The 20281-nt window shown below is 68.6% G+C and carries 23 protein-coding genes; 6 read left to right on the forward strand and 17 right to left on the reverse strand.

Annotation, left to right across the window (positions count from 1 at the left end; genetic code table 11):
• Positions 1–24 precede the first annotated feature (24 nt).
• The 9 genes from G3I17_RS37940 to G3I17_RS37980 form a co-directional block, all read right to left on the reverse strand.
• A complete protein-coding gene (locus G3I17_RS37940) occupies positions 25–795 on the reverse strand; it encodes a hypothetical protein (protein WP_203591312.1) in 771 nt (256 codons plus the stop codon).
• Positions 792–1709: an ABC transporter ATP-binding protein gene (locus G3I17_RS37945; protein WP_203591313.1), complete on the reverse strand. Its 918-nt coding sequence runs from the start codon at positions 1707–1709 to the stop codon at positions 792–794. The genes G3I17_RS37940 and G3I17_RS37945 overlap by 4 nt, the downstream gene beginning before the upstream one ends.
• A complete protein-coding gene (locus G3I17_RS37950) occupies positions 1706–2068 on the reverse strand; it encodes a GntR family transcriptional regulator (protein WP_164604024.1) in 363 nt (120 codons plus the stop codon). The genes G3I17_RS37945 and G3I17_RS37950 overlap by 4 nt, the downstream gene beginning before the upstream one ends.
• Positions 2069–2169: 101 nt before the next feature.
• On the reverse strand, positions 2170–2379 hold the full coding sequence (locus G3I17_RS37955; RefSeq protein WP_203591314.1) for a hypothetical protein: 210 nt from the start codon (positions 2377–2379) through the stop codon (positions 2170–2172).
• A gap of 3 nt (positions 2380–2382) precedes the next feature.
• The gene (locus G3I17_RS37960; protein WP_164604028.1) at positions 2383–3297 is read right to left on the reverse strand and encodes an SPFH domain-containing protein; all 915 of its coding nucleotides are present in this window, start codon (positions 3295–3297) and stop codon (positions 2383–2385) included.
• 477 nt (positions 3298–3774) lie between these two features.
• Positions 3775–4473, reverse strand: coding sequence for an aminotransferase class IV (locus G3I17_RS37965; protein WP_164604030.1), 699 nt, complete (start codon positions 4471–4473; stop codon positions 3775–3777).
• A 30-nt stretch (positions 4474–4503) separates the two neighbouring features.
• Positions 4504–5874, reverse strand: coding sequence for an aminodeoxychorismate synthase component I (gene pabB, locus G3I17_RS37970; RefSeq protein WP_164604032.1), 1371 nt, complete (start codon positions 5872–5874; stop codon positions 4504–4506).
• A gap of 66 nt (positions 5875–5940) precedes the next feature.
• The gene (locus G3I17_RS37975; protein WP_164604034.1) at positions 5941–6714 is read right to left on the reverse strand and encodes a methyltransferase domain-containing protein; all 774 of its coding nucleotides are present in this window, start codon (positions 6712–6714) and stop codon (positions 5941–5943) included.
• 74 nt (positions 6715–6788) lie between these two features.
• Entirely contained in the window at positions 6789–7493 is a 705-nt protein-coding gene (locus G3I17_RS37980) for a metal-dependent transcriptional regulator (protein ID WP_343238550.1), read from the reverse strand.
• A gap of 97 nt (positions 7494–7590) precedes the next feature.
• On the opposite strand from G3I17_RS37980, the gene G3I17_RS37985 reads away from it, so the two are divergent.
• The 4 genes from G3I17_RS37985 to G3I17_RS38000 all read left to right on the forward strand — a co-directional run bounded on the left by G3I17_RS37985 (position 7591) and on the right by G3I17_RS38000 (position 11235).
• Positions 7591–8853 carry a deoxyribodipyrimidine photo-lyase gene (locus tag G3I17_RS37985; RefSeq protein ID WP_164604038.1) on the forward strand — a complete coding sequence of 421 codons (1263 nt, stop codon included), beginning with the start codon at positions 7591–7593 and terminating at the stop codon, positions 8851–8853.
• A 62-nt stretch (positions 8854–8915) separates the two neighbouring features.
• Positions 8916–9308: a GntR family transcriptional regulator gene (locus G3I17_RS37990; protein WP_164604039.1), complete on the forward strand. Its 393-nt coding sequence runs from the start codon at positions 8916–8918 to the stop codon at positions 9306–9308.
• Entirely contained in the window at positions 9305–10195 is an 891-nt protein-coding gene (locus tag G3I17_RS37995) for an ABC transporter ATP-binding protein (protein WP_164604041.1), read from the forward strand. Before G3I17_RS37990 ends, G3I17_RS37995 begins: the two co-directional genes overlap by 4 nt.
• Complete coding sequence (locus tag G3I17_RS38000) at positions 10192–11235, forward strand: ABC transporter permease (protein WP_164604044.1); 1044 nt, start codon at positions 10192–10194, stop codon at positions 11233–11235. Before G3I17_RS37995 ends, G3I17_RS38000 begins: the two co-directional genes overlap by 4 nt.
• Here the strand turns inward: G3I17_RS38000 and G3I17_RS38005 are convergent, their stop codons facing one another.
• From G3I17_RS38005 to G3I17_RS38025, 5 genes are all read right to left on the reverse strand, one after another.
• Positions 11236–12072, reverse strand: coding sequence for a class II fructose-bisphosphate aldolase (locus tag G3I17_RS38005; RefSeq protein WP_164604046.1), 837 nt, complete (start codon positions 12070–12072; stop codon positions 11236–11238).
• A gap of 26 nt (positions 12073–12098) precedes the next feature.
• On the reverse strand, positions 12099–13019 hold the full coding sequence (locus G3I17_RS38010; protein ID WP_164604048.1) for a hexose kinase: 921 nt from the start codon (positions 13017–13019) through the stop codon (positions 12099–12101).
• Positions 13007–14137, reverse strand: coding sequence for an N-acetylglucosamine-6-phosphate deacetylase (nagA, locus tag G3I17_RS38015; RefSeq protein WP_164604050.1), 1131 nt, complete (start codon positions 14135–14137; stop codon positions 13007–13009). Before nagA ends, G3I17_RS38010 begins: the two co-directional genes overlap by 13 nt.
• Positions 14134–15087, reverse strand: a complete 954-nt coding sequence (locus G3I17_RS38020) for an ROK family protein (RefSeq protein WP_343238551.1) — start codon at positions 15085–15087, stop codon at positions 14134–14136. Before G3I17_RS38020 ends, nagA begins: the two co-directional genes overlap by 4 nt.
• A gap of 107 nt (positions 15088–15194) precedes the next feature.
• Positions 15195–15833, reverse strand: coding sequence for a TetR family transcriptional regulator (locus G3I17_RS38025; protein WP_164604053.1), 639 nt, complete (start codon positions 15831–15833; stop codon positions 15195–15197).
• 192 nt (positions 15834–16025) lie between these two features.
• On the opposite strand from G3I17_RS38025, the gene G3I17_RS38030 reads away from it, so the two are divergent.
• Positions 16026–16748, forward strand: a complete 723-nt coding sequence (locus tag G3I17_RS38030) for a hypothetical protein (RefSeq protein WP_164604055.1) — start codon at positions 16026–16028, stop codon at positions 16746–16748.
• Positions 16749–16769: 21 nt separating this feature from the next.
• Here the strand turns inward: G3I17_RS38030 and G3I17_RS38035 are convergent, their stop codons facing one another.
• Positions 16770–17426 carry a hypothetical protein gene (locus G3I17_RS38035; RefSeq protein ID WP_164604057.1) on the reverse strand — a complete coding sequence of 219 codons (657 nt, stop codon included), beginning with the start codon at positions 17424–17426 and terminating at the stop codon, positions 16770–16772.
• A 207-nt stretch (positions 17427–17633) separates the two neighbouring features.
• The gene (locus G3I17_RS38040) at positions 17634–18257 is read right to left on the reverse strand and encodes a CGNR zinc finger domain-containing protein (RefSeq protein WP_164604059.1); all 624 of its coding nucleotides are present in this window, start codon (positions 18255–18257) and stop codon (positions 17634–17636) included.
• Positions 18258–18656: 399 nt separating this feature from the next.
• On the opposite strand from G3I17_RS38040, the gene G3I17_RS38045 reads away from it, so the two are divergent.
• Positions 18657–19505 carry a dienelactone hydrolase family protein gene (locus G3I17_RS38045; RefSeq protein ID WP_343238553.1) on the forward strand — a complete coding sequence of 283 codons (849 nt, stop codon included), beginning with the start codon at positions 18657–18659 and terminating at the stop codon, positions 19503–19505.
• 2 nt (positions 19506–19507) lie between these two features.
• Here the strand turns inward: G3I17_RS38045 and G3I17_RS38050 are convergent, their stop codons facing one another.
• A complete protein-coding gene (locus tag G3I17_RS38050; RefSeq protein WP_164604063.1) occupies positions 19508–20257 on the reverse strand; it encodes a TetR/AcrR family transcriptional regulator in 750 nt (249 codons plus the stop codon).
• Positions 20258–20281 lie beyond the last annotated feature (24 nt).

The raw sequence follows: 20281 nt of genomic DNA on the forward strand, positions 1-20281 counted from the left end.
AACTGCTACAGGGTTTACGGGGTGTCAGCTCTTGGCGGGTTTGAGCGCCATCGGGCGGAGCAGCAGGTAACCGAAGTACAGGCCGAGTGCGCTGACCGCGAGCACTCCCGGTACGCCGATCGCCAGTGGTGGACGGTGGTAGCCGGTGTTGCGCAGGGCGTCGGCGAGCCACTGGGCGACCAGCAGGAGTTCCGCGGCGGCGGCCGGCACCAGACCCAGCGGCAGCAGCAGGAGACCCTTCCAGAAACCGAACCGGTAGAAGCTGATGCCGATCAGCCAGCCGGCGGCCTCGTGCGCGATGATCAGCAGGAAGAACTCGGTGAAGATGAGCCCGACCTGGGTCGTCTTGGTGAACAGATGCGGGTTGTCCAGCGCCTGGGTCAGCCCCGCCCAGTCGTAGATGACGCGCTCCACCTGGTAGGAGAACACCCAGAGCAGCGCGGTCGCGGCCGCGGCGCCGACCAGCAGGATGCTGCCGGCCAGGGCGAACATTCGCCGGGTGACGCCGTGCGCGATGAGCAGAGTGAACAGTGCCGGCGCCAGGGTGATACCGATCGCCGAGGAGAAGTACTTCGGCGACTGGGTGCCGTAGTCCCACATGCTGTGGTCGAGACCGCCACCGATCCACTGCGTGATCAGCCCGCCGATCAGGAACGTCACGGTCATCACGAGCCAGTAGCCGACGATCATCGGGCGCAGGCCGACCGCCATCGAGACGAGCACGCGCTTGAGCCGGCCGATCGAGGTGATCCCGCCCGGCAGGACCGCAGTACGGGCCATGGACTGAGTGGTCATTCGGAGGCCTCCTTTGCGCGCGTCGTACCGGTCAGGTGGACGAACAGTTCCTGCAGGCCGACCGGGCCGATCTCGAGGCCGGCCGACTGCGCCTTGGCGAGCAGCGCGTCGTCCAGATCGCCGAGCACCGTGGCGGACTTGGTACCACCGAGGCGTTGCTCGGCGAGCACCGTGAGGTCCGCGGTGAGCTCGTCGACCGCCGCGGCGGGGCCGACGATCGAGGCGCCGCGACCGCGCAGGGCATCCACCGGCGACTGGGTGACGAGCCGGCCGTTGTCGAGGATGACGACCTCTTCGAGCAGCGCGCTGACCTCGCTGACCAGGTGGGTGGACAAGATGATCGTCCGTGGAACCTCGGTGTATTCGGCGAGCAGCGCGTCGTAGAAGAGGTTGCGCGACGGCACGTCCATGCCCAGATAGCTCTCGTCGAAGATCGTCAGCGGCGCGCGGCTGGCCAGCCCCAGCACGACGCCGAGCGCCGACTTCTTGCCCCGCGAGAGCTTCTGCACCTTCTTCTTCAGCGGTACTTCGAACTTGTCGAGCAGCTCGCCGGCCAACTCGTCGTTCCAGTACGGCCGCAGGTCGCGCGCCAGCCCGAGCACGTGCTTGACCGCCGCGGAGCCGACCAGGTCGCCCGACTCGCGGATCAAGCAGATCCGGCTCGTCACGACGGCGTCCTCGTACGGCTCGAGGCCGCCACCCAGCTCGTCGCCTTCGATCAGCACCCGGCCGTCATCGGGCTTCCGGAAGCCGGCCAGGACGGCAGCCAGCGTGCTCTTGCCGGAGCCGTTGCGGCCCAGCAGGCCATGGATCTTGCCCGGCGCGAGCCGCAGGTCGAGCCCGTCCAGGGCCGGCAAGCCGGAGAACCTGACAGTCAGGTTCTCCGTCCTTACTCCCAGGCCGATGGAAGTCACTGGTGCTCACCATCCTTCTGGATGTGCTGGACGACGTCGGTCAGCGGTACGCCGATCGCCTTGGCCTCACGGATCATCGGGTCGACCACATCGGCGAAGAACGAGTCGCGCCGGCCGGTGCGGAGGAGGTCGCGGGCGTCCTTGCTGACGAACATGCCGATACCGCGCTTCTTGTAGAGCACGCCCTCGTCGACCAGCTGGGCGAAACCCTTGGCGGCGGTGGCGGGGTTGATCCGGTAGAACGCCGCGTACTGGTTCGTCGACATCACCTGCTCGTCCTCGCCGAGGGCGCCGGTGACGATGTCGTTCTTGATCTGGTCCGCGATCTGGAGGTAGATCGGGCTGCGATCGTCGAACACCGTGACCCCCTCCCGCCCCTGATGGTTCTTCGGTTCATAGGTTCATTACTTGACTAATGAACCGTAGCACCAGTTCGGGGCAGTCGGCAACGCGGCGAGGGCTAGGACTCTTCTTTGGACGGGCGGCCCGGGCCGCGCATCTTGCCGACGTCGCCGGGGAGGCGGCCGGCGTCGGCGAGGGCGCGGCGGAGCAGGAACTCGATCTGGGCGTTGGTGCTGCGCAGATCGTCGGCCGCCCACCGGGCCAGCGCGTCGTGCACCACGGGATCCAGCCGGAGCAGGATCTTCTTGCGTTCAGCAGCCACGAGCAAGCCCTACTGGTAGAGCGAACCGGCGTTGACCACGGGCTGGGCGTCCCGATCACCGCAGAGCACCACGAGCAGGTTGCTGACCATCGTCGCCTTGCGCTCCTCGTCCAGCTCGACGACCTGACGCTCGGACAACCGGGCCAGCGCGAGCTCGACCATGCCGACCGCACCCTCGACGATCTGCTGCCGAGCGGCCACCACCGCACCCGCCTGCTGGCGACGCAGCATCGCCTGGGCGATCTCCGGCGCGTAGGCCAGGTGGGTGATCCGCGACTCGATCACGTGCACGCCGGCCGCGCGCACCCGGGCGCCGATCTCGGTCGACAGCTTCTCGGTGATCTCGTTTGTACTGTCGCGCAACGACATCCGGTCGGTCTGGTCGTGCACGTCGTACGGGTAGCTGTTCGCGATGTGCCGGACGGCGGTCTCGGTCTGGATCGCGACGAACCGGACGAAGTCGTCCACCTCGAACATCGCCTGCGCGGTGTCCTCCACCTGCCAGACCACCACCGCGGCGATCTCGATCGGGTTACCGTCGGCATCGTTGACCTTGGCAACGGCCGTTTCGTGGTTGCGGATCCGGGTCGAGACCTCCTTGCGGGCGGTGATCGGGTTGACCCAGCGCAGGCCGTCGGTACGGATCGTCCCGGCGTACCGGCCGAGGATCTGCAGGACGCGGGCGCGGCCGGGTGATACCGGGGTGAGGCCGGCGGCGATGATCAGCGCGACGACGAAGGCGACGATGCCCACGATGACGAGCGCGATCTGATCACCACTCGCCCCCAGCACGAACAGCACGATCCCGGCGACCCCCAGCACGAAGGCCAGCCCGGCCATCGGCCAGCCACCCAGATCCCCGGCCGGCCGCTCACTCACCTTCGGCTTCGGCATCTCCACCATCACGTCGCTATCCGAACTCATCACAATCCCCTACTTCCCACGAGAACCACTGTTATCTCAACGGTATCATAGTGATATCAGTTTTAGATAGCACACGAACAGCTCGATCCACGGGCTGGCGGTTTATCCGACCAATGGCGTCCTGTGGAGCCTGTTGCGGAATGGGAAAGTGTGCATAACGGCAGGAAGTAGTGCCCGTACTGCGGCCGGGCGCCGCCTCCGTGAGCGTGGCGCCCGGCCGAACGCCCGACTACTTCCTGCCCTTGTGTACAGCCACTCCGCCCGGCGCCGAATTGTTTCGCACCAGAGCATCCCGCCGTAAGCCAACCTGGCATCAACCGCCCCACGGGTCCCCGATCGCCACCGCTCACCGCTTCTTGCCCCCAAACCCCAAATCGCAACAGGCTCTGCAGCACGCTAGCGGTCGGATAACGCGCTAGTGGCTGAGGAGTCGGGGTCGCCGACCCGGTCGAACGCCGGTCGGGGTGGGGCGAGAGGTCAGATGCCGGTGGCGAGTCCGAGGAGGGTTTGTTGCCAGGGCTTGGAGCGGGTGAAGGGCAACGGGTCGATCGGGTCGTGGTTCCAGGCTTCCACCGGGCGGATGCCGTGGAGGGCGTTGAGCAGCCAGACTTCCGTGGTCGCCAGGTCTGCTGCAGTGCGAGCGCGTTCGGCTACTTCGATGTCTTCGGCAGCGGCGATTCGGCGGACCAGTTCGGAGGTGACTGAAGGGAGGTAGGCGCGGGTGGTGGGTGGGATGCAGAGGGTGTCGTCTTCCCACCAGAGGACGGCTGAGTAGGCCGCTTCGACTACCACGCCGTCAGGATCGGTCAAGAGGACCTCATCGGCACCGAAAGCCTTGGTGGCTTGGGATTTCAGGGCACCCAAGGCCTCCAGGTCGGGGCCTTTGACCAGTGGTCTCGTGCGGGGATCGGGGCCGTCGTGGACTACGACGCGGATCCGGCCGCCTTGGGGTAGGGCCGGGCGGAGGTGGACGGAGAGGTTGTCGTCGGCATCCAGTTCGAAGCGGGGGAACCAGCGGCCGAAGGCGGGCAGGCGTTTCACCTGGTCGTCGAAGTACTCGCCCGCCTCGACGCCGAGCGCCGCGCACGACGCGGTGAAGCGGCGCCGGTGCAGGTCGAGACCACGGACTTTGCCGTTGGCAACCAAGAAGGAATCCGCCACCTGCAAGGAAGTCATCCTGCCACCCCTGTCATCCTGCCACCCCTGTCATCCTGTCCGCCCCTGGATCGTCGCTGTTGCCTTGAGCACCATTTCGTCGTACTCCGCGACCGGGTCCGAATCGAGCACGATCGCCCCACCCGCCCCGACCACGGTCTCCCCCGGAGTCATCACCGCGGTCCGGATCACCACGCTCAGATCGGCCCGGCCGTCCACGGTCAGGTAGCCGAGCGCCCCCGCGTACACCCCTCGCGCCGACCACTCGAGCTCGTCGAGCAGCTCCATCGTGCGGATCTTCGGCGCCCCCGTCATCGACCCCGGCGGGAAGCACGCCCGGACCGCGTCGATCGCGTCCACCCCCGCCCGCAGCTGCCCGCGAACCGTCGAGACGAGTTGATGCACGGTCTGGAAACTCTCCACCGCCATCAGCTGCGGGACCTGCACGGTGCCCGGCCGGCTGACCCGGCCGAGGTCGTTGCGGATCAGGTCGACGATCATCAGGTTCTCGGCGCGCGTCTTCTCGTCCTCGGCGAGCGCCTTCGCGACCAGCTGGTCCTGGGCGGGGTCGGGCGAGCGTGGCGCGGTCCCCTTGATCGGGCGGCATTCGGCCCAGCCGTCGCCGTCCACGGTCAGGAACCGCTCGGGTGAGGAGCTCGCCACCGCCAGTTCGCCGTACCGGAGGAAGGCGGAGTACGGCGCGGGGTTGCTCTGGCGTTGCCAGAGGTAGAACTCGAAGGGGTCGTCGATGGCGGGCAGGCGGACGCGGTTCGTCAGGCAGACCTCGTAGGTCTGGCCGGCTTCGAGGGCGGCCATGCAGGCGTCGATCCCGGCCAGGTAGGTGGCGCGGTCCTGCTCGAGGTGCGCTTCGAGGTCGAGCCTGGCGATCGGGGGCGGCTCCCGCCAGCCCAGGTACCAGCTCGCGGCCGCGGACTCGGCACGGTCGAGCCAAGCGCTTGCCGAGGCGTCGCCGGGGGCGTGGACGGCGACGAGCAGGGTGCGGTTCTCCTCGTGGTCGAGCACGAGGAAGCGGTTGGCCCAGATCCACAAGGCATCCGGAGTCGGCGCTTCGTGCGCCGGGGCACCACCGGTGAGCGCCTTGAGCTCGTAGCCGAAGTACCCGACGTAGCCGCCGCTGAAGACGTCCCGTAGCTCAGCCGGTACTTCGTCCAGCTCGGCTGATCGCGCGCTCAACAGCTGCTGCAGCTCGGCGAAGACGTCACCGTCGGCGACATCCCGGACGACGACGTCCGCGCCGTGGCCCGTCGACGTACCGAGGACCGAGACGCGGCGGGCGTCCCGGTCGGTCAGACTGCCGTCGAGCCAGAAGGCTGCCGGCTCGTCCGCGAGCAGCTCGCGGTAGATCCGCTCACCGTCCAGCGCGCGATCGAGCGCACGAATGGACCAAGTCAGAGCAGACACAGCATGAACGGTACCCATGACCGGTCAGCTAGTCGCCCTGTGCCCTGCACTGGTCTGGATGACGGATCAGGCGAGGGCGACCTTCGTGCGCATGGCCGTGATGCGGCGGACCGGGATGGCGACCTGGAGGCCGTCCTTGGTCTCGGCGCGTTCGGCCAGCCAGACGGCGGCGGCCTCGCGGCGGGAGTCCGACGTACCGGGCAGATAGAAGGCGCCGACCAGGCGGCGGGCGTCGTCGAGGGAGCGGACCGTGTACGCGTACCGCTCGCGCTGAGACTCCATCACGTCGAAACCGGCCGCGCGCAGCTGATCCTTCAGGTCCTTGATCTCACCGCCACCCGGGAACTGCGGCGTCGAGCGCAGCCGCGTCGTCAGGCTGGTGAGCGTGCGGATGTCGCCCCGGCGCAGCGGCCGGACCGCCGGGACCGTCGCGGCCAGCACGCCGCCGCGGCGCAGTACGCGAGCGGCTTCGGCCAGTACTTCGGGCAGCGGCTGCAGTACCGCGAGGCCCATCGAGCAGGTGACGACGTCGAAGGCCTCGTTGGCGAACGGCAGGTGGAGCGCGTCCGCCTGGACCTTCGGGCCGGGGGCGCCGGCGAGCTGGGCGGCGTTGTTGTCGACGCCGACCACCCACCGGCCGTACAGCTCGCGGGCGACCGGGCCGTTGCCGCAGGCCAGGTCGAGGACGCGTCGCGCCTCGCCGGAGACCGCGCGGACCAGCCAGCGGTAGGGCGTGTGGTCCCCGGCCACCGCACGGGACAACAGGGCTTCAGTGCTGCCCGGGGCCGCGGTGTGGAACTCCCGCAGGTATCCCGGCCAGTCGATATCGTTCTCAGGCATCGCGGACAGACGTTACTGCCTGCGCACTCTCAGTACAGCATCGAGAGCTTTGGGTGCGGATTCTTGGTGCAGTCTTAAGCGAGGCTGACGAAGATGTGACCGGCGGTCTCGTCGCTGATCACGCCGCCCGCCTCACGGCTGCCCACCAGGACACCCTCCGCGTCCAGCATCGAGTCGACCTCGCGACCGGGCAGCGCGCCCGCGCGGCGCAGCACCGACATCGCGTCGTCGTCGCTCTGCACCGGCTCGGCGATCCGCCGGACGAGCACCCGCACACTGTCGCCGGTGGCCTGGTCGAGCACCTTGTCGAGCGGCTCGACGCCGATCCGGAACTCGCCGATCGGGGTCGCGAGGCTCTCCTTCTGGAGCTCCTCCAGGCCCGGGATCGGGTTGCCGTACGGCGACTCGGTCGGGTTGTCGAGGATCTTCAGCAGGCGCAGCTCGACCGCGTCGCTCATCACGTGCTCCCAGCGGCAGGCCTCGGCGTGCACGTCCTCCCACTCGAGCCCGATCACGTCGACCAGCAGCCGCTCGGCCAGCCGGTGCTTGCGCATCACCCGGGTGGCCTGCATCCGGCCGACCGCGGTGAGCTCGAGGTGACGGTCACCCTCGACCGTGACGAGTCCGTCGCGCTCCATCCGGGCCACCGTCTGGCTGACCGTCGGTCCGGATTGGTGGAGCCGTTCGGCGATCCGCGCGCGCAGCGGCAGGATGCCTTCTTCTTCCAGCTCATAGACGGTCCGCAGGTACATCTCGGTGGTATCGATCAGCTCGCTCACGACATCCATTCTCACCTACTGAGGCAAGCCTTACCCAATCGTGTGTTCGATTTCTGCGGAGTGTCGCTCAAAGTTGTTCATCGGCGACGATCTGGGGATGGCTACAGCGGTGATGTGGTTCCGGCGGGATCTGCGGTTGGCGGACCACCCCGCGTTGCTCGATGCGGTCTCGGCAGGCGGGGGCAGGGTGGTCGGGCTTTTCGTGGTCGACCCTTTGTTGTGGGATCAGGCAGGTACGCCGCGGCGGGATCACCTCATCGCGTCGTTGCGGAGTCTGTCCGGCGCGCTCGACGGCAGGCTCGTCGTCCGGCGAGGTGATCCGGCGACCGTGGTTCCGGCCGTCGCCGGTGAGGTCGAGGCGGCCAGCGTGCACATCTCGGCCGACTACGGGCCATACGGGCAACGGCGTGACAGCGCGGTCGAGGAAGCGCTTGGCTGCCCGCTCGTCAGGACCGGATCCCCGTACGCCGTTGCGCCGGGGCGGGTGCTGACGCAACAGGGGTCGTCGTACCTCGTGTTCACGCCGTACTTCCGCAGCTGGCTCGAACATGGCTGGCGACAGCCCGTCGACGCGCCGGCGTCGGTCGAGTGGGTCGAGCTCCAGGGTGAGGAGTTGCCCGAGGTCGAGGTGGTTGCCGGGGAGGCGCTCGCCCGGAAGCACTGGGAGGCGTACCTCGACGAAGTCGCGGAGTACCGGGACGTCCGGGACCGGCCGGATCTCGATGCGACCTCGCGGATGTCGGTGCCGCTGAAGTACGGGGAGATCCATCCGCGAACGATGCTCGCCGACCTGGCGCAGAAGCGGAGCGCCGGGGCCGAGGCGTACCGGCGGGAGCTGGCCTGGCGCGAGTTCTGCGCCGATCTGCTGACGAACAACCCGGACGCGGCCTGGAAGCCGCTGCGGGCGGAGTTCGAGAAGCTGGAGTACGACGAGCCGGGCGCGGGCTTCGACGCCTGGTGCCGCGGGCTGACCGGGTATCCGATCGTGGACGCGGGCATGCGGGAGCTGGCGGAGACCGGGTTCATGCACAACCGGGTGCGGATGGTGGTGGCGTCGTTCCTGGTGAAGGACCTTCAGGTGCACTGGAGGTTCGGGGCGCGCTGGTTCATGCAGCACCTGGTGGACGGCGATCTGGCGTCGAACTCGCTGAACTGGCAATGGGTGGCCGGCTGCGGCGCCGACGCCTCGCCGTACTTCCGGGTCTTCAACCCGAGCACGCAGGCGAAGAAGTTCGACCCGGACGGCGAGTACCAGCGCCGCTGGATCCCCGAACTCGGCACCTCCGACTATCCCAAGCCGATCGTGGACCACGCCGAGGCCCGGCTCGAAGCCCTGCGACGGTACGACGCGATCCGCTGATCCCCTTGACGTCTTGCCTCATCTAGGTATTGTACTAGTTAACTAGATGAATGGGGCTAAGGATGATCGAATTCCATCTGGACGGGCGCTCGGGGGTGTCGCCGTACCAGCAGATCGTTCAGCAGGTGAAGAACGCGCTGCGGCTGGGGTTGTTGCGGGAGGGTGACCAGCTGCCGACCGTGAAAGACGTGGTCGGGCAACTGGCGATCAACCCGAACACCGTGCTGAAGGCGTATCGCGAGCTGGAGCACGAGGATCTGGTCGCGGCCCGGCCGGGGCGCGGCACGTTCGTCACCCGGACGTTGACCGACCACAGCCTGGCCGCCCACGGACCGCTGCGGCGGGACCTGCAGCTCTGGCTGTCCAAGGCAAGGAAAGCCGGCCTGGATGACGAGAGCATCGAGGCGTTGTTCCAGACCACCTTTCGGTCCAGCGCTCAGGCGGACATAGCATGACCGCCGCACTGCGGGCCCAGGGTCTGGGCAAGAAGTACGGCCGTCGCTGGGCGCTGACCGATTGCACTCTGGACCTTCCGGCCGGCCGCGTGGTCGGCCTGGTCGGCCCGAACGGCGCCGGCAAGAGCACCCTGCTGAACCTGGCCGTCGGCATGCTGACACCGACCGCCGGGAGCATCGAAGTCCTCGACGCCCCGGTCGGCGGACCGCAGCTCGCGAAGGTCGGGTTCGTCGCGCAGGACACTCCGACGTACGCGCGGCTGAGCATCGCCGATCACCTGAAACTCGGCGCCCGGCTCAATCCCGGATGGGACGATTCGCTCGCCCAGGCGAGGATCCAGCGCCTCGGGCTGGACCCGAAGCAGCGGGCGGGCAAGCTGTCCGGTGGTCAGCGCGCCCAGCTCGCACTGACTCTCGGCATCGCCAAGCGACCCGAGCTGCTCATCCTCGACGAGCCCGTGGCCGCGCTCGATCCGCTGGCCCGGCGTGAGTTCCTGCAGGACCTGATGGAGGCCGTCACCGAGCAGGAGTTGAGCGTCATCCTCTCCTCGCACCTGGTCTCCGATGTCGAGCGGTCCTGCGACTACCTCGTCGTCCTGGTCGACTCGCGCGTCCAGATCAGCGGCGACATCGACGCCCTGCTCGCCACCCACTACCGCCTGGTCGGCCCGCGGCGGGACGAGAAATCGATGCCGGACAGCCAGCACATCGTCTCTTCCAGCCACACCGATCGCCAGTCGACCTACCTGGTCCGCACCGACGAGCCGATCCTCGATCCGGCTTGGACGGTCTCCCAGCTCACGCTCGAGGACATCGTGCTCGCCTACATGGGCCGCTCGACCTCGGCGCCGCAGAACAACCGCCCCCTGCTGGAGGTACAGCGATGATCTGGCTCACCTGGCGGCAGTTCCGGCTGCAGGCGTTGGTGGTGATCGTCGCCGTCGCAGTCCTCGCCATCTTCCTGACAGTGACCGGCCCCGGCCTGGCCGACGACTACCAGCAGTACGCCGGCGGCTTCCTCAAGCAGATCCAGTTCGACCGGATCAACACCTACCTCTACACCGTCGGCCAAGTCCTCGTGTACGCCGCTCCGCCGGTGATCGGCGCGTTCTGGGGCGCACCGTTGATCGCTCGGGAGCTGGAGGCCGGCACCCATCGGCTGGTCTGGAACCAGAGCATCACCCGGACCCGCTGGCTGGTCACCAAGCTCGCGGTCACCGGTCTCGGCGCGATCGCCGTCACCGGCCTGCTCAGCCTCGCGGTGACGTGGTGGTCCGACCCGATCGACGACGCGATCGGCACCGGCCAGGCAGCCGGCATCTTCAACGTGCCGCGGCTGTTGCCCCCGGTCTTCGGCGCTCGCGGTGTGGTGCCGATCGGCTACGCGGCCTTCGCGTTCGCACTGGGGGTCGCCGTGGGTCTGGTCATCCGGCGCAGTGTGGTCTCGATCGCCGTCACCCTCGCGGCCGTGATCGCCGTCCAGGTGCTGTCGCCGCTGTTGCTCCGGCCGCACCTGATGACGCCGGTCGAGGCGAACGTGATCGTGACAATCGAGAACATGCGGGGCTTGCAGCTGTCCGGGCCGGACGAGAATCCGACGGTGATGCGGATCGAGGCGAAACTCGAGGGCGAAGGCAACTGGAAGCTGTCCGAGCAGACCGTGAACTCGGCCGGCCAGGCCCAGAAGACCCTGCCGAGCTACGTCGCGGAGTGCGGCCCGCCACCACCTGGCGAGGAGCGGGGCACCCGCCCGCCGCTGAGTTCCTGCTTCCAGCGGCTCGCGGACGATGGCTATCGGCAAGTGATCAAGTACCAGCCGGCCAACAGGTTCTGGGATCTGCAGTGGCGTGAGACCAGCCTGTTCCTCTTACTGGCAGCACTTCTGACCGGCTTCTCCTTCTGGCGGGTCAAGCGCGACCTGACCTGATCAAACGGCTTTCAGCAGGCCCAGCAGGCGAGCTACCTCGGCCGCGACCGCAGTACGGGCGGGGCCGAGGTACTTGCGGGTGTCGACCAGGTTCGGCTGGTCGGCCAGGACCTGGCGGACCGTTGCCGTGAAGACGTTGTTGAGGTGGGTCGCGATGTTGACCTTCGTCATCCCGGCCTCGACCGCGCGGGTCAGATCGGCGTCCGCGACACCGGAAGAACCGTGCAGAACAAGAGGAACCGGTACTGCGGCGCGCAGCGCGGCGATCAACTCGAAGTCGAGCTCGGCGTTCCGCTCCGTCATCGCGTGGGACGAGCCGACGGCCACGGCCAGCGCGTCGACGCCGGTCGCCTCGGCGAAGGCGAGCGCCTCGGCCGGCTTGGTGCGTGCTCCGGGCGCGTGTACTCCGTCCTTGCCGCCGACCTCGCCGATCTCCGCCTCGACGAAGACGCCGTGGTCGTGGCAGAAGTTGGTCACCTCGGTGGTGGCCGCGACATTGTCGGCGTAGTCGAGCTTCGATGCGTCGTACATCACCGACGTGAAGCCGAGCGAGACCGCCTCGGTGACGAGGTCGCGGTCCATCGCGTGGTCCAGGTGCACGACGACCGGGACCTCGGCGGCGGCCGCGGCGGCCAGCGTGGCGACGGCGATCGGCTTCAGCGAGCCGTGGTACTTCACCGCGTTCTCGCTGATCTGCAGGATGACGGGCGCGCCGAGCTGCTCGGCGCCGGCGATCAGCGCGGTCGCGTGCTCCAGCTGGATCACGTTGAACGCGCCGACCCCGCGTCCGTCCTTGGCGGCACCCAGCACAACCTCGGCCCCGGAAACCAGCGGCATGACTTACTCCCTTTTTTTAAAAGCCTTTAAAGACTTTGGACGGCCACCAGCGGCTGCCACCGCCGGTAGGCCTCGAGATCGATGTCCCCGGCGACGGGGGTCAGCACGGCGGCGGCCGAGGCGGCCACGGCCGACTTGAGCACCAAAGGCCAGTCGGGCTCAGGGGAACTCGCAACGGCGGCCGCGACCACCGCAGTACAGGCATCTCCTGCGCCGGTCGGGTTGCCCGCGACCCGCTCGACGGGCAGGGCGCGCCAGGCGCCTTGCTTGCTAGCAGCAACCATTCCGCGGGCGCCGTCCGTGATCACCGCGGCGGTCGCGCCGGCGCTCACCAGTTGCCGTGCACCCTCCTCGACGCTGAGGTCACCCAGCGCTTCGCGAAGCTCGGCGGCATTCGAGCGAACCACGGCACCGGCCTTCGCGGCCGCCACCAAGGCAGCGCCGCCGACGTCGATCACCGTCAGTACGTCGTGGTGCCGGGCACGGACGGCGAGCTCCGCGTAGGCATCAGCGGGCAGACCCGGCGGCAGACTCCCCGAGCACGCGAGCACGTCCAGCCTCGCCCATGGCATCCGTTCGTAGAAGGCGCGCCACTCGTCCTCCGTCACCGAAGGCCCGGCCTCGTTGAAGATGGTCGCGTCCCCGTCGACACCGTTGACGATGGCAACAGTCCGGCGCGTCTCCGCCAGGATCGGCGTCAGCAACGCGGTCAGCCCGGCGTCGAACAGCTCCTCGGCGACGATCTCGCCGGTCAGCCCGCCGACGAGCCCGAGCGCGAGCACCTGGTGCCCCAGCGTCGCGGCCACCCGGGCGACGTTCACGCCCTTGCCACCGGCCCGCTGCTGCGGCGAGGCGACGCGATGGCTGCCGCCGACCACGAGCTCGTCGACGCGGTACGTGACGTCGAGCGCCAGGTTGAGGGTGACGGTCCCGATCAGTCCAGCCACGAACCGGCCCGCATCACCTTCTGGACTTGGTAGTCCTCGTCCAGCACGACCAGATCGGCCCGCTTACCGGTCTCGATCCCGCCGACGTTGTACCAGCCGAACGCCCCAGCCGGCGTCGTCGACGCCATCCGCGACGCATCGACCAGGGACACTCCGGCCAGGACCGCGTTGCGGTAGGCAACGTCCATCGTCAAGGTGCTGCCGGCAATCGAATGGGAGCCGTGGGCAAGCGTTGCGAGGCCGTCCTTGACGTCCACTTCGAGACTGCCCAACATGTAGCGTCCATTGGGCATCCCGGTGGCGACCATCGCGTCGGTGATCAGCGCGATGCGATCCACACCGGCCGCGGCGAGCGCGACGCGAACGACCTGCGGGTCGAGGTGCATCCCGTCGTTGATCACCTCGAGCAGCAGCCGGGGATCGTTCAGCGCGGCACCGACCGGGCCGGGATCGCGGTGATGGAACGGCCGCATCCCGTTGAACAAGTGGGTCGCCACCGTCGCGCCCGCGTCGGCGCCCGCGATCATCTGCTCGTACGTCGCATCCGTGTGCCCGAGCGCCGCGACCACGCCGGCGTCGACGACCTGCCGGATCGCGTTCAGCCCGCTCGGCAGCTCCGGCGCGATCGTCACCATCTTCACCGCGTCGCTGAGCACCTTGGCCACGTCACCCTCGACCGGGTCGCGCAGCAGCGTGGGCTCGTGCGCCCCACACCGGGCGGCCGACAGGAACGGCCCTTCCAGGTGCACGCCGGCGATCACACCGTCGGTGACCAGATCGGCCAGGCAGGCGGTCTGGGAGACGAGCTCGTCGAGCGGCCCGGTGACCAGGCTGGCCATCGTCGTCGTGGTGCCGTGCTTGGCATGGAAGGCCGCGACCTTGCGTGCCTCCTCGGGATCGGTGGTCGAGTACGTCGACCCGCCACCGCCGTGCGTGTGGATGTCGACGAAGCCCGGTACCACGGTCACATCGCCGAGGTCCTCCGGCCGCTGACCATCGGCCGGCATCCCCTCGGAGCGTCGCCCGAAGGAGTGGATGTCGCCGTCCGACACCTGCAGCCAGGCGTTCTCGAGGACATCGTCCGGGGTGACGAGTCGCCCCACCCGATACGTCGTCATTGCGTCTCTTCTCCGCTCTCGTCGGCAGCCACCCGGTCCCAGGCCATCCAAGCGGCGCCCAGGCAGCCGGCCTCTTCACCCAGTACCGCGGCCACGATCTCCGGCTCGCGCTGGAACGTCAGTCGCGCGTGAACACCTTCGCGCAGCGGGGCCAGCAAGGTCTCACCGGCTCCGACCAGGCCACCGCCGAGAGCGATCCGCGTCGGCGCGACCAGGGTCGTGTAGAGCACCAGCGCGTCGGTCAACGCGGCCAGCGCCTCACGCCACACCACCGCGGCGTCGGCGTCGCCCTGCGCCAGCAACTCGAGCACCTCACGCGCTCCGTCGACCACCCGGCCGGTCCGGACGGCGTACCGGCGGGCGAGTGCGGCCGCGGAGGCGATCGTCTCCAGGCAGCCCCACTGGCCGCACGCGCACTGCTCGGCGGACGGGCCGTGGACGAAGCGGGTGTGGCCGAGCTCCCCGGCGTACCCGTCGCCGCTGACCAGCGATCCGTCGACCACCATCGCGGCGGCGATCCCGGTACCGAGTGGGAGGAACAGCGAGTTCGTCGTACCGGTGAGTGCTCCTTGGCGGAGCTCTGCGTAACCGCCGGCGCGTACGTCGTGTGCAAGCAGGACCTGCTGGTCGGATCCGATCGCTGCCTTCAGCGCGGCGAGCACCGGCAGGTTGGACCAAGCCAGGTTCTCCGCGCTGACCGTCCCGTTCTCGGCGTTGATGATGCCCGGTACGACGACGCCGACCGCGCGCACGCGGTGGCCGTCGGCGGCGGCCTTCTGGCCCAGCTCGACGACGGTTTCGAGCAGGGCGTCGAGCACGGCGCGGCCCCCGGCCTCGCGCGGCGTCGGCCTGGTCTCCCGGTGCAGCACGGCGCCGTCGGCGGCGACCAGGCCGCATTTCATCCGGGTTCCACCGAGATCGACGGCAACCACGACTTCACAGGGATCCACGGAGCGCCATTATGCAGCGTTACCTGCCGGTTCGAACATCCGTGAGCATTTTCTGGACAACCTGGAGCAGACCACCTGGTGCCCTGGCGTCAGGGCACCAGGTGGGTTCAGGGCCGCAGGCCGCGGTCGAAAGCTGCCACCAGGAAAGCGATCAGGTTGTCCGCGAGCCTGCCGGGATCCTCCTGTCCGTCGAGACCGGGCTCGGCGCCCGGCGGTCTGGTCAAGGCTTGCGACTGATGCAGAGCCAGTAGGCCGAGCATGTTCAGGTATCCGAAGGCGACCGACTCCGGCGCCGCTGTCGGCAGCGCCACCTGCAAGGCGGTCAGGTAGCGCGCCTCGACCGGATCCGACTCGGCCGCATACAACTCGCGAATCCGCTGACTCGGGTCGAACGCGACCCGCCCGATGAACCGGGCCACCACCGGCCCGCGCTCGCCGCGGCGTAGTACGAGATCCAGTCCCGGCTCGATGAAGGCGCGGATCAGTTGCTCGGCGCTCGGTTCCCCCTTCGCCTCCAGTTGATCCAGCCGGCGCCGCCGCTCGGTGTTGACCGGCGCCATTGCCCGCGCCACCGCCGCGCGCAGCAGCGCTTCCTTCGAGCCGAAGTGGTAGTTCACCGCCGCGATGTTGGCGGCCGCCGCGACCGTGATGGCGCGCAGCGAGGTCCCCTCATAACCCCCCTCGCCGAACCTCTGCTCGGCGATGTTGAGCAGTCTCTCCCGGGTTGATTCCACGGGTGTTTCCACAGAGTTCTCCTTCCCCCCGGCCACCGCTCGCTCAGGCACCCCACCTGCTCACGCGCCGTAGCCTGGCCACAGCATAGTTCAAACGGACGTTTGAATGAGAGTGGTCAGACCCGTAAATCTGGAAAGAAGCTCAGAAAACACGGGAATCCCCGCGCTCCGGCGCTGCGCGGGCGGGCCGTAAGGTCTCCAGGCATGACCACGATGCGGATCGCGCCGCGCTTCAGAGGCCCTGCTCAGTCGGGCAACGGGGGCTATGTCGCAGGTCTGGTCGGTACTGCGCTGGCGGCCGTCGCCGCCGCGGACACGGCACCCCGGGTGCGCCTGCTGGTACCCCCGCCGATGGAGACCGACCTGGAGCTCACGGTCGAACCGGCCCGGGCCCAGCTGACCGGGGCTGTCGCCGTTGCCGAGGCTGTTGCGGTGGATGCGGACACTCTGGCCGACGCGACGGTCGATCCGGTCGATCCGGACGAGGCGCTGGCGGCGGAAGCGCAGTACAAGGGGCTGGTCGACCATCCTTTCCCCGGGTGCTTCGTCTGCGGTCCCGAGAATCGCGAGGGGTTGCAGTTGAAGCCTGGGCCGCTGGGTGACGGCCGGACGGCGTGCACCTGGCACCCCGCCGCTGACCTGGCCGGCTCGGACGGGCTGGTCGACCCGGTCTTCCTCTGGTCGGCACTCGACTGTCCGGGCGGCTGGGCGATCGATCTGGAGGGGCGCCCGTCGGTGCTCGGTCAGATGACCGCCTGTATCGACGCCCGGCCGCAAGCAGACGAGCCCTGCGTCCTGATGGGCCGGATCCTCGGCGAAGACGGCCGCAAGACCCACACCGCAAGCACCCTGTACGACTCCGACGGCCGCGTCCTCGCCCGCGCCCGCCACACCTGGATCCTGGTCGACCCGGCGCTTTTCAACTGAGCCTGGCGCCAGGCCCTTCGCCTAGACGGCCTTGGCGGCTTCGAGGGCTCGGACGATCAGCTCGTTGCGGGCGTCCTGGCCGAGCCGGGTTGTGTGCACGCCGTCGCGGAGGTACCGGTTCTGGCGCTTGGGTTCGGCGTCGATGAACTCCGCCCAGTGGACGATCCGCAGATTCGGGTGCCGGCGGGTGGCCGCGGTTAGTTGCCGATTGACCCAGGCACTGTTGGACCGGTCCGCGGCGCGCGACTGGCGCCGTGAGACCAGCACATTCACCCAGACGACGGTCCGCGTCTTGCCGACCAAGCTCATCACCCGGTCGATCTGCCCGGCGACCACCGGCGGGTTGAAGATGTCGTTGCTGCCGGTCGCCATCAGGATCCGGCCCGGCAGCCCGTAGGTCCGCGCCCAGGCCGCGAGGGCGTCGGCCGCGGGTCCTGTCGGCCGGCCCGACCAGTTGTGCAGGGCGAGCGCATCTTGCGTGCGGCCAGCGAGCCGCTGCGCCAGCGCCGCGCCACCTGCCACCCCGATGCTGTCCGCGAACATGAACACGCCATCGGTGCGGACCGCACACTCGATGTCCTGCGGATCGGAGATCAACCGGCTCATCTTCTGCCAAGGCATCAGCACCCCGGAACCGAACTTCCCCGGCGCCGGCGCCGGCGCCGGTGTGGTTGTCATGGGCGCGGTCGGCTTGGAGGCAGTGGTCGTTCTGGGGGAAGTCGTGGGCGTGACCCCCACCGCAACCACCGCGACTGCCCCCGTGAGCAAGACCCGCCGAGATACCCCGCCCCAGTTCTCCATACCTATGACACACCGTGGGCACCTGGTTCTGATGCCTCGGTCTCGCCATTTGCAACTACTTGCAAATGTCAGGAACGACGCAACTCAACGGGTTCTGGCTGCGTGGGCGCGGACCTTGGCGCGGTTGCCGCAGGTTGCCATGGAGCACCAGCGGCGGCGGCCGTTGGGGTCCAGGAACAGCCAGCCGCAGTTGTCGCCAGGGCACAGGTGGATGTGGTCCCTGGATGCGCCAGTGAGCAGCTCGGACGCAAGCAGGGCCAGCTGATCCAGCGGGAGCCCCAGGTCTTCCGGTAGCTCCCAGGACGCCCGCACACCAAGCCCGTCCGCCGGTACCGCGCTCAGGTGACGGCGCGCGGTGGCCCGGTCGACCGCGCGCGCCACTGCCTCGAACGATCCGGCTGCCGCCTCTTCCGTCAGTACGTCGTACAGGTCGGCCCTGAACTCGCGAACCGCGTCCAGTCGCCGCGTCGCGTCCGTCGGTTTGAGCGAGGACTGCTCGATCAGCCGGAAAACACTCGCGTCGGACAGCAGCCCGACGTACCCGTTCCAGATCACGAAGGCCTCGTACGACGTGAGCCACTCGCTCGCCGCCGGACCGCGGCCGGCGAAGTCGGAGCGCGTGTTGAGGAAGTCCAGCACCGGGTCGGCGCCGACCGGCCTGGGCAGCACGATGCCCTGCACCAGTTCGAGGTGGGAGGGGAGGGCCATGCCCTGGATTTTGCCCCACTCACGCTGTCGGCGAAAACCGGTTGAACGCGCTCGGGCCGCGACGTAGGTTCTGAGTACACGCGAAGGGAGGTGGTCCACCGCATGAATTGCAATCGGACTCGTGAGGTGATGGCGGGCTAACCCCGTCAACCACTCTGTTTGGTGGGCATGTGGCTAGCCAGTACTACGCCAGTCACCGGGCCCGCGGGTAGTCAGGAAAGTCCGCCTGACCCTTGGTTCGACCACCCGGTCGTGTCCCAGGAAGCGCCCGCGGGCTTCTTCATGCCCGGTTCACTCTTTCGGCGTTGACGCACGGTAGCGAGGCGATTACTTTGACGGCCCGCCCCCTCCGTTTCTGAAGGAGTATCCGTGAGCAAACTCCGCCGTCGTCCGACGCAGATCTTCGTGGCAACACTGCTGGCCGCCACCCTCCTGGCCCCGGCAACCGGTCAGGCCGCCCAAGCCGCCGACAACCCGTACGAGCGTGGCCCTGCCCCGACCACCGCCAGCATCGAAGCCGCCCAGGGGCCTTTCGCCACCGCCCAAGTAGGAGTCGCGTCCTCCAGCGTGCGGGGCTTCGGCGGCGGCACCATCTACTACCCGACCAGCACCAGCGAAGGCACTTTCGGCGCGGTGGCCATCTCCCCCGGTTTCACGGCGACCCAGTCGAGCGTCGCCTGGCTGGGACCACGGCTGGCCTCGCAGGGCTTCGTCATCATCACCATCGACACACTGTCCCGCTACGACTCGCCGGCCAGCCGCGGTGACCAGCTACTGGCCGCACTCGACTACCTGACCTCCACCAGCTCGGTCCGCAGCCGAATCGACGCCACCCGACTCGGCGTGATGGGGCACTCAATGGGCGGTGGCGGTTCGCTCGAGGCCGCCAAAGACCGGCCGGCACTGCAGGCAGCCATCCCGTTGGCGGGCTACAACACCACCAAGAACTGGTCCCAAGTATCCGTGCCGACCCTGGTGGTCGGCGCCGAGAGCGATACCGTCGCCCCGGTCAGCAGCCACTCCGAGCCGTTCTACACCAGCCTGCCCGGCACACTCGACAAGGCCTATCTGGAGCTGAACAACGCCAGCCACTCAGCGCCCACGTCGCCGAACACGACAGTCGCGAAGTACAGCATTTCCTGGCTGAAGCGCTTCATCGACGACGACACCCGCTACGAGCAGTTCATCTGCCCGGGGCCGGGGGCCGGCACGACGGTTGAGGAGTACCGCTCGACCTGCCCGTTCTGATCTCACTGCCCGCCCGCGGGGACTCCGGACTCCGGGGGCGGGCAGTCCAGGCCGAGGGCCTCGCCGATCTCGAAGAGCTGGGCCTCGAAGTAGGCGCCGGCGTCCTCGAGCGCCCAGTGCAGCTGACCGAAGACCTCCATGCAGATCAGGCCGTAGAGCCTGGTCCAGTAGGTCAGTGACAGGTAGACCGCGCCGGCCGGCATCCCGTCGAAGAACTCCGAATTCTGCTTTAGCTGCGCGACCAGCTCCGCTCCGAACTGTTCCTCCGCCGGGTGCGGGAACGGCTTCTGGCGGTAGATCTGCGCGACCAGGTCCTTGAAGACCGCGCCGAACCGCATCGCCGCGAGATGACCGGCGGTCAGATCGTGGTCGTCGGCGTGCGGATTCGGCACCGGGGCTCCGAAGAGCAGCCCGAACTCGGCCGGATGCGCCAGCGCCCAGTCGCGCAGTCCCCCGGCGACCAGGAACAGCTTGCCGCCGAGATCGGCCTCCGGGTCGCCGTCGCGCAACTCGATCAGCGCGTCGGTGAGTTCGTCGTACAGGTCGGCGATCAGCGCGGAGATCAGGTCCTCGTGGCTGCCGAAGTACCGGTAGAGGGCGGGGGCGCTGAGGCCGAGCTCGCGGGCGACCGCGCGCAGGCCGACGGCCGACGCGCCGCCCTCGACGAGCAGCTTGCGCGCCGCGGCCTTGATCTCGGCGACCGTCGCGGCCCGTTGCCGGTCGCGCCTGGTCGTCGGTGTGCTGAGGTCCACGTCCGTCCTCTCCCTTGACAGGCA

Source organism: Streptomyces sp. SID13031 (assembly GCF_010548305.1).
GTDB lineage: Bacteria > Actinomycetota > Actinomycetes > Propionibacteriales > Kribbellaceae > Kribbella.